Origin of the sequence: Ensifer sp. ZNC0028 (genome assembly GCF_000799055.1) — a bacterium.
Lineage (GTDB): Bacteria > Pseudomonadota > Alphaproteobacteria > Rhizobiales > Rhizobiaceae > Ensifer.
The window spans coordinates 24,823-33,696 of sequence record NZ_JTLA01000016.1 but is presented as its reverse complement, the minus strand read 5'-3'; the positions used below and the strand labels follow the sequence as shown (position 1 = coordinate 33,696).

Here is an 8,874-nt window from a genome sequence, read left to right as displayed (position 1 = left end):
ATCGCTGCCACCTTCACCTACTGGTGCAATTGAGTCCGGACCCTAGCGCGCGCAACCGCGCCATCAGTTCCTCGACGGCAAAGGGCTTGGAAAGGTAATCGTCGGCGCCGGCATCGAGACCGCTGACCCGGTCGTTGATCGATCCGAGCGCGGTCAGCATCAGGATCGGCGCCTCGACGCCGAGGCTTCTGAGCTTCGGAATGAGATCCAGCCCCTCGCCATCGGGCACCCGGCGGTCAAGCACGACCACGTCATAGGGCCAGAGCTCGGCAACGGCCTCGGCGTCGGCGAGCGTCGAGACATGATCGACGATCACCTGGCGCCGCGCCAGGGCAGCCTTGAGGGCCGAGGCCATCTCCGGCTCGTCTTCCAGCAGCAAGATGCGCATGCGAGTTCCCCCTCTGTGCCCGCTATGCGGGTCGCCGATCCGTCACGTCGCCTGCCTGAGGCGTCATTCGCATTCCAGCTTCGGCTGGCGGAAGTTGGTGATGTACCAGCGGCCCTGCTGCATCCGGGCGTAGAAGCTATAGAAGCACTCCTGCTCCTCGACATAACCCGGTGTCGAATACTCCTCGTAGCGCATTCCGCGGCGGGTGTCCCTGATTTCGCCGCTCGACGAGCCGGCGACGACATTCGTCGAGATCTTGCGCCATTGATAGGCGCGCTCGTTCCAGCCAAGTTCCAGAATGTTGGTGGGCGGACCATAGTCGATGATGACGGATTCGACCGGTTGGCCGATATAGGTCTTCATCGTATCGGATGCACAGCCGGCCAACAGAGCGGCGGCGGCGAAGCAGGCGAGGGTGCGAAACCCCATTGTGGAGAGCATGGCGGATCCCGGTTTTCCTGCAGCGCTAGTCGTCCACGGGACGCGCGAGGCCAGCAGTTGTCGTTGACGTGCCGCCTGTCCGGACCGACTGCGGTCCGGATCGATGCGACGACTGACCGGGAGCTAAAGCGCCAAGATTACAGGGGCATTGCAGGGCCGCGGCGAAGCTCGCGAAAGCCGCCCCGACGAAGCTGGCGACCGCGCAACGGATATCGCTTCGACCGATAAAGCGCTGCTTGCTGCTTAGGCAGCGCGGTCTGCGTCACGGGCTTGCGTGGCCTTGGGATCCGCTGCGTAAACCAGGCCCGGCTTGACGATCCATTCGCCCGTGCGAAGTGCCAGCACGTCAAAGCCGCCGCCCGCCAGGCGCGGCGCGACGCCGACGAAGCGGTAGACAAGACCATCTCCGTCGCGCACGGCCTCCTGTATCGGGCAACCGCCCAGAGACCCGATGACGGCGCCTTCGAACGCGACATCCGCCAGCATGAAATATTCCGTTGGCAGGCGTCGGCTGGCTCTGCGGGAGAGTTTGAACCCGTTTGTGAATTTCATAATCTTGCTCGTCTGAGACGCTTTCGGATCCGGCAAGGCCGGTGCCGGCAAGCGTCTGCGTTGTTCTGCTCGCGTCCGGAGCCGGACGGTATGCCGCCAACGGAAAATCCGGCCGATCGCAGGAAAGGTGAATGCAGCGGCACCGGGTTGCGGCGCGGCACGTCTCAAGCCATTCAAAAGCGGCACCAGCATGGCAGCTTGCCTGGGGCAAAACGACCTGTCGGCTCATTGCCTTCAACTGCTTCTATCGCGCGGATCGGCGTAGGATTTCGCTTGGGAAGGCGGGTCGGAAAGATCAGGAAAGGATAAAGGGAGGTGGGTTGTGCGCTGCTTGACTTGGCGGGACGCTAGCAAAGCATTGCGCTATGCGCTGGGTGTATCTCACCGCCAAACAAGGGGCTAAGCGTCGGCTCGGAGAGCAGGAACCCTTGCACATGCGTTGCGCCGGCGCCTTGCGCGGCCTCGAATTGCGCATAGGTTTCAACGCCTTCGACCACGACGACGGGGGCGACGCAGGAAGCCAGGCCTACCATGTGCAGGAGGAACCGCTCCGCGTCGGGGCGTCCAAGCCGCAGGAAGAAACCGTCGATCTTCACGATATCGACCGGCAGGGACAAAAGTGCTTCCGGTGTCGAAAAACCCGTTCCGAAGTCATCGACGGCGACCCGATAACCAAGGTCACGCACGCTCCGCACGAAGCGTGCGGCCGTCGGAAGCGCCGAGATCGGTAGGCTTTCGGCGAGTTCGAGTACGATGCGCGATGCCAGCCGCCGATGGGTCGACAGCAGATCGAGAAGGAGCGTCCGGTTGCGCTCGTCACAGATGCTCTCGACTGAGATGTTGCAGCCGAGGTCACCAGAGGGATGATGCGCCAACCAGTCGAAGGCAAGCGTGAGCATGTGCCTGTCCAGCGCCGCGATGCGCCCGGCCGCCTCCAGATAGCGTACGAACTCGCTGGCGGTCATGACCTCTCCGTCCGGCCGGATGATCCTTCCCAGACACTCCGAATAGAGTACGGTGCCGACATCGGCTACGGCATTGACGTGTTGAAGTGAAAACCCGACGCGCCCTTCTTTTGCTGCGTGGTCGAAAATTTCCACAACACGATCAAGCATTTAAACTCCATTGGCTTGGACGCGGGTCCGGCTGCAACCGCCGGCCTACCAGGGTGGGTCGGCGGCTCACTCCGGCTATTGGGCAATTTCCGGCTCGGGCTCGACGACAACCACCGTTGGCGGCGGCAGCGTTTCGCGGATTTCGTCGATCTTGCCGTTGGCCGGGCCGACGCCGAGAATCCCCTTGGCTTCGTCGACCATATCGTCGCTTACCACGCCGTCTCGGGTGAAGCTGGCCAAAGCCTCGCGCAATGCCTCGTCACTCAGTGCTGGATCCGCGGGGATGGCGTCGACGCCGTTTTCGGCCTCGAAATGTGCATAGGCGACCGCATAGGCGGAAATGGCAGCCATCTTCGGGTCATTCGAATTGAGATAGGCGTGGTAGTTGCGATTGAGCGAACGGAAGCCGGGTGTCGCTCCCGGCGTCACCGGTTCGACCACCGGGTCCGATACGATTGCGACCGACTTGGCGGCTTTTTCAACCCTTACCGATTTGGCCGCATTGGATTTGCTGCCGGAGCTCTCGGATTTGTGGTGCGACTTTTCAGTCGAGCGCTCGCTTTTCGTTCCCTTGCTTGCGCGGGAATTGTCGGATTTGCCGTGACTGGAACTGCTACGACTGGAACTGCTACCGTGACTGCTGCTGCTACCACTGCTACCGCCGCCACCACCATTGCCGCCACCGTTACCTCCACCGCCGCCGCCGCCATTGCCGCCTTTGGCGTAGGCTGAATCGATCAGGCCCAGGGGAGCGGCAGCCATCGGGGCGACGGCCAGCGTCAGTGCTACGATGCTGCGGGCGATCAGTTTCGCAGGCATGATAATCTCCATGTTTCCAATCCGTTGTTCTCCGTTCCTTTTCGGACTCAGCGAACACCCTTGCTGCAAGCGACGATATCCGCGCCCCGGAGAAGCTGCCATCGGCCCCAGACCATTGCCTCCGTGCCTAGGACTTAGGTCCTATTCCGCGGCATCAAAGGTCCGAAGGCAGTGAGGGGAGCCGGCGTTGTCATTGACCCTGCTGCGAGAGTGGTTAGGTTGGCGCGGCCTTGCTACAATCGGCGCGCCGCGCGAGCCGGCGGCCCGATCCGAGAGACCTGGTGCACGTCCAACACCTTATCACCCGCTGGAATTCTCAATCTCTCGCCACGCAGTTTCTGCTGATCGGAGGCGCGGTCGCCGCTTGCGCGATGGTTCTGGTCGGCGCCTTCGTTTCGAACAGGATTGAAGACGCTGTTACCCGGAATTCCGCTGCAACGACGGCGCTCTACGTCGACAGCGTGATCGCGCCGTTGCTGCCCGACATGCAGACGAACGAGGTGCTCGACGAAACGGTCGCCCGTGCGCTGGACGAGACGCTTGGCCAGGGGGCGCTCGGTGAACGCCTCCTCTCGTTCCGCCTGTGGCGTGCGGATGGCACGCTTCTCTATTCGAGCGACCAGGCGGGCGTCGGCACCAAGGTGGAGCCAAGCGAGGAACTTCAGACCGCATTTTCGGGAAAGATGGTCGCCCGCTTTGACCAGGCAGGGGATGGAACCACGGACGAGACGGCGGCGGTGCCGGCGCTGGCCATCTACAATCCCGTGCTGCAGCCCTGGTCCGGCCAGGTGGTCGCCGTCTCGGAATTTCACGAAGTCGCCAATGATTTCGAGCAAAGCCTCAATCAGGCCCGCGCTCACACATGGTTGGCGGTCGCAGCCTTCACCCTTGCCTTCTTCGTCGTGCTGTCGGCGATCGTGCTTCGCGGCAGCAAGACGATCGAGAGCCAGCGGCATGCGCTCGCCCAGCGCGTCGACGAGCTTTCGGCATCGCTGGCGCAGAACGAAACGTTGCGCGGCCGGCTGCAGCGCGCGTCGCAGCGCGCCACCGCCTTGAACGAAAGCTACCTGAGGCGCATCGGCGCGGATCTGCATGATGGCCCCGCCCAGCTCGTCGCCTATGCTTCGCTGAGGCTGGGCAGCGAGACCCTGAAGCGCGACGCGACGCCGGCGGCCACCCGTGCGCGCGAAATCGGCGCGATCAAGGCGAGCCTCGACGAGGCGATGCAGGAAATCCGCACGATCTGCGGCGGCCTGGTTCTGCCGCAGATCGAGACGGCCGGGCTGGCAGAGATCCTGCAGCGATGCGTGAAGGCTCATCAGCAACGCACCGGGTCGGCGGTCGAACTCATCCTTGCCGATCCGCCGGACCGTCTGTCGCAGGCGGCAAAGATCTGCATCTACCGCTTCGTGCAGGAAACCCTCAACAACGGCTATCGGCACGCCGGCGGCGTGAGGCAGCAGGTGTCGCAGCGGACGGTCGGCGACCGTGTCACCATTGAGGTCGCCGATGGCGGGCCGGGATTTGACCCCGACAAAGTTCCGCCCACAAGTCTTGGTCTTGCCGGTCTGCGCGAGCGGATCGAAAGTCTCGGCGGAACGTTCGAGCTCATCGTCGAGCCGACCGGGACCACCGTTCGCATGACGACCAGCGTCAAGGAGATCTGACAATCATGACGTCAAGGATACGCGTTGCCGTGGTCGACGACCACCCTCTGTTTCGCGAAGGCGTGACCCGGAGCCTGTCGGAGATCGAGGGGTTTGAGATCGTCGCCGAGGGCAGCTCGAAGGACGACGCGACCGAGATTGCGCAAAGCTTTGGACCGGACGTGATGCTCATGGATATCTCGATGCCCGGCGGCGGGCTGGATGCCATACCGGCGATCCTGGAGGTCGCTCCGGCGCAGAAGATCATCATGCTCACGGTTTCCGAGGACGGAGACGACGTGACCACGGCGCTCGATCGCGGTGCGACCGGCTATGTGCTGAAGGGTGTCGGCGCATCGGCACTTGCCGAGGTCATCCGCACGGTCGCTTCGGGGGAGCGCTACGTGGCGCCGACCCTGTCGGCCAAGCTTTTGTCGACGAAAGCGCCGACTCAGCCTGGAAAATCCAGCCTGGTCGCAGGCCTGACGCCGCGCGAAAAAGAGGTCCTGCAACTGGTGGCGGCCGGCATGAGCAACAAGCATGTCGCCATCGAGCTGGACCTGCAGGAAAAGACCGTGAAGCATCACATGACGCAGATCATGACGAAGCTGGGGGTCGCCAACCGCACCGAAGCGGCAATGGTTCTGCGCGACGCGCGCGAGCTTTAGCTGCCGGGACCGACGGAAACCGCCGCCGCACCGGCGCGGATCATAGGCGTGCTAGTGCGCGAATGTCTGCATGCGCTGCTTGTCGGCTGATGTCGCGCGCCGGTTGATGATCGTCCGTCCGCGGGCATCCTTCATGATGTAGCGCCCCTTCCTGACCTGCTCGGTTATGCCGCCCTTGTGGCGGATACCGGCTTCGCCCTCGCCCTCGTCGTCGGCGTCTTCACTGGAGCGGGAGGCCTTGGAGTTCCCGCTGGAACGGTTTTCGTTGGAATTCCCGTTTCCATTGCCGTTGCCACCGCCATTGCCATTGCCATTATTGCCGCCGCCGTTCCCGTTTCCACCGCTATTGCCGCCACCGTTGCCACCATTCCCGCCACCGTTGCCGCCGCCATTGTTGCCGTTTTTGGCAAGGGCGGCCGTCTCGGTGATCGAGAGCCCCGCGCGGGTCAGATCGAACTTGTAGGGAAGGGTCGTCACCAACAGGACCGCGGGCCAGAAGAATGCAGCAAGAAAAATCCGGCAACTGGGCATTTCAGTCCTCTGGCACTGGGCAAGACGCATAGTTGGGTACATTCCGGCGGATACCGGCATTCTCGACTTTGCTCATGGCCGGCATGGCCAGTCAACGCGCGTCCGCGCCGTTTACGCTTTCCCAGACCTTTCCCCGGCGACGGCCGGACAATCGTCGGATTTCCTTAAGACCAAAGTCGGGCTCCTTGCGGCGTCGCTTGGCGGTCGCGGCCGAACGTTTCCTACCGAGCGGCGGTCTGGGGCGTGAGCCAGGTCGTCAGGCGGGGCCTGCGATCGAAATTGTCATGCACACCGTTGCATCGTTTCATTTGCCATATTCTCGACACCGAGATCGTTGACGTCTCCGGCGGGCTGGGACCACCCGGCGCTCATCGAGCGCCCGCTCCTGCGCCTCTTCGGAGGCTCGGGGGCGGGCGTTTTGCGCCTATTGAAAGATCAACACTTGTCACACGACAAATCGACCGGGCACGTCAAGAAACGCATCGTGCTGCATTTTCCCGGCTTCGAGCCGCTGGATGCCGGCAAGCATCAGGCGCGCTACAAGCGATCGGCGGTCAAGACCGCGAGACTCCAGGATTTCGATGTGCAGGTCGGGCAGGTGCAGAGCGAGGGACCCGGCCGCTATTTCGACGTGGACAGCCAGGGAGCGGACTGGCAGACAGCCAGCCGCGTCTACATCTTCGATCACGACGAGATCGTCAGACGCCTGAACGGCCGCGGCACGCTGCATAGAATGGTCGCGGGCTACCTGAGCGCCGCGCGTGTCGTCTGGGAAGGCGGTGCGTTCGGCTACTTCCGGCATGCCTGGCGGTTCGGCCTGTTCTTTCTCTTTCCGTTCTTGCTGGTGGCAATCGGCGTGGCGGGGAGCGTGTTGATCGGCACCGCGCCCTATTGGCTTGCGCTTGAATCGTCACTTCTCGTCCTAAGCGTGATCGTCGCCTATCTCGCCTTTTTCAAGCTGTTTCTCCCCTGGTCGGAGCGGTGGCACACCCTGCATCTCTTTTCCGACTGGGAGCTGGCGGTTGCCGTCGCGCGCCTGGAAAAACCCTATTTCAAGCAATGGGTTGAAGACAATCTGGCATCCGTCAGAGCAGCGCTCAGCGAGCCGGCCGACGAATATGTCATCAGCTCCCACAGCATGGGCTCCAGCATCGCTACCCAAGTGATCGGCACGCTGGTGGAGCGGGAGCCGGGCCTCTTTGCAGGAAAACGTGTCGTTTTCGTCACGCTCGGCGGCGCGATCCTGCAATGTGCTCTGTTGCGCTCGGCCGAAGTGCTGCGCGCGCGTGTCGGTGCCATCGCCCGGGTGAAGGATATCTTCTGGTTCGACGTCCAGTGCCTGACGGACGCGATCAATTTCTACAGATGCCAGGTGGTGGCCCTTGCCGGACACGGCGATGCACCCCAGCCGCCGATCGTTTTCATCCGGCTCAAGCATATGCTGTCACCGGAGCGCTATGGCCGGATCAAGCGCGACTTCCTGCGTGTGCATCGCCAATACGTGCTCGATGCCGACGTTCGCGCGCCCTTCGATTTTACGATGATGACCGCCGGGCCGCTCCCGGCTGCCTCGTTCACCAACACGGCGTGACGGCAAACAGTCCTGCCGGGGCAGGGCTGTTGCTTGCCGCTCACCTGTTCAGCACCGAGAGACCGCTCTCCCGGTCAAACAGGTGCAAGCCGTCTGGCTCGATTGCGAAGGATACGGTTTCCCCCGGCCTGGGGCAGCCGCTGGCCTTGACCAGTGCGCCGATTTCCTTGCCGGCAAACAGGAAGGTCACGAGCGCGTCGTTGCCATGAAACTCGACTAGGTCGGCGATGCCTTCGACACGATTGAGCCCGCTCTGCGCCGGCACCAGGTCGGCGGGACGTATGCCCAGCACCAGCGTCTGGCCGTGGCGAAGCGCGAACCTGTCGTCCGAGATCGCGAAGCTGCCGCCCGCACTGCGCAATAGCCAGCCGCCTTCTGTCTTTTCGGCCGTCACGTCGATGAAATTCATGTTGGGTGTGCCGATAAAGCCGGCGACGAAGAGCGTGCGCGGGCGTTCGTATATCTCGGCGGGCGTTCCGACCTGCTCGATCGCGCCACCCTTCATCAGGACGATCCGGTCGGCAAGTGTCATCGCCTCCAACTGGTCGTGGGTCACATAGATCGTCGTGGTCTTTAGCTTCTGGTGCAGCCGGGCGATCTCGACCCGCATGTGATTGCGCAGCTTCGCGTCGAGATTGGAGAGCGGCTCGTCGAACAGGAAGACGCGCGGCGTCTTGATCATGGCGCGGGCGATGGCCACACGCTGCTGCTGTCCACCCGAAAGTTCGGTCGGCTTGCGGGAGAGATAGGGCACCAGCCCAAGCGTTGCCGATACAGCGCGAATGCGCGTATCGATCTCCGCCTTCGGTACCTTCATGCGCTTCAGCCCGAAAGCGATATTGTCGTAGATCGTCATGTGTGGGTAGAGCGCATAGTTCTGGAAGACCATGGCGACGCCGCGGTCGCGAGGCGGCAGGTCGTTGACCGCCCGCCCGCCGATCGAGACGATGCCGCCGGAGATATCCTCAAGGCCGGCAATCATGCGTAGCAGCGTGGACTTGCCGCAGCCGGATGGACCGAGAAACACGATGAATTCATGATCGGCGACATCGAGGTTGAAATCCTTGATGACGTTGACGGCGCCATATTGCTTGTCGACGCTGGAGCAGACGATGTTTGCCAT

At 62.8% G+C, this 8,874-nt stretch carries 9 protein-coding genes and 1 pseudogene; 3 read left to right on the top strand and 7 right to left on the bottom strand.

The genetic code is table 11. The features are described from left to right. Positions 1 to 43: 43 nt before the first annotated feature. The 5 genes and pseudogenes from L981_RS04760 to L981_RS04740 form a co-directional block, all read right to left on the bottom strand. Positions 44 to 388, bottom strand: a pseudogene (locus L981_RS04760) (response regulator); the annotation flags it as partial. Between the two features lie 63 nt (positions 389 to 451). Beyond that, positions 452 to 829: a hypothetical protein gene (locus tag L981_RS04755; protein WP_082005892.1), complete on the bottom strand. Its 378-nt coding sequence runs from the start codon at positions 827 to 829 to the stop codon at positions 452 to 454. 243 nt (positions 830 to 1,072) lie between these two features. Next, positions 1,073 to 1,573, bottom strand: a complete 501-nt coding sequence (locus tag L981_RS35470; RefSeq protein ID WP_245281574.1) for a hypothetical protein — start codon at positions 1,571 to 1,573, stop codon at positions 1,073 to 1,075. A gap of 155 nt (positions 1,574 to 1,728) precedes the next feature. Beyond that, positions 1,729 to 2,496 carry an EAL domain-containing protein gene (locus L981_RS04745; RefSeq protein WP_043612268.1) on the bottom strand — a complete coding sequence of 256 codons (768 nt, stop codon included), beginning with the start codon at positions 2,494 to 2,496 and terminating at the stop codon, positions 1,729 to 1,731. A 75-nt stretch (positions 2,497 to 2,571) separates the two neighbouring features. After that, positions 2,572 to 3,315 carry a hypothetical protein gene (locus L981_RS04740; protein ID WP_043612278.1) on the bottom strand — a complete coding sequence of 248 codons (744 nt, stop codon included), beginning with the start codon at positions 3,313 to 3,315 and terminating at the stop codon, positions 2,572 to 2,574. A gap of 278 nt (positions 3,316 to 3,593) precedes the next feature. On the opposite strand from L981_RS04740, the gene L981_RS04735 reads away from it, so the two are divergent. Together L981_RS04735 and L981_RS04730 are read left to right on the top strand one after the other, a co-directional pair. Beyond that, positions 3,594 to 4,982, top strand: a complete 1,389-nt coding sequence (locus L981_RS04735) for a sensor histidine kinase (protein WP_371258827.1) — start codon at positions 3,594 to 3,596, stop codon at positions 4,980 to 4,982. Positions 4,983 to 4,987: 5 nt separating this feature from the next. Continuing rightward, the gene (locus L981_RS04730) at positions 4,988 to 5,629 is read left to right on the top strand and encodes a response regulator transcription factor (RefSeq protein WP_043612262.1); all 642 of its coding nucleotides are present in this window, start codon (positions 4,988 to 4,990) and stop codon (positions 5,627 to 5,629) included. A gap of 51 nt (positions 5,630 to 5,680) precedes the next feature. Here the strand turns inward: L981_RS04730 and L981_RS04725 are convergent, their stop codons facing one another. Further along, positions 5,681 to 6,160, bottom strand: a complete 480-nt coding sequence (locus L981_RS04725) for a hypothetical protein (RefSeq protein ID WP_043612260.1) — start codon at positions 6,158 to 6,160, stop codon at positions 5,681 to 5,683. A 442-nt stretch (positions 6,161 to 6,602) separates the two neighbouring features. Between L981_RS04725 and L981_RS04720 the strand changes: the two genes are divergently transcribed. Further along, complete coding sequence (locus L981_RS04720) at positions 6,603 to 7,751, top strand: hypothetical protein (RefSeq protein ID WP_043612256.1); 1,149 nt, start codon at positions 6,603 to 6,605, stop codon at positions 7,749 to 7,751. 40 nt (positions 7,752 to 7,791) lie between these two features. Here the strand turns inward: L981_RS04720 and L981_RS04715 are convergent, their stop codons facing one another. After that, positions 7,792 to 8,874 carry an ABC transporter ATP-binding protein gene (locus tag L981_RS04715; RefSeq protein WP_043612254.1) on the bottom strand — a complete coding sequence of 361 codons (1,083 nt, stop codon included), beginning with the start codon at positions 8,872 to 8,874 and terminating at the stop codon, positions 7,792 to 7,794.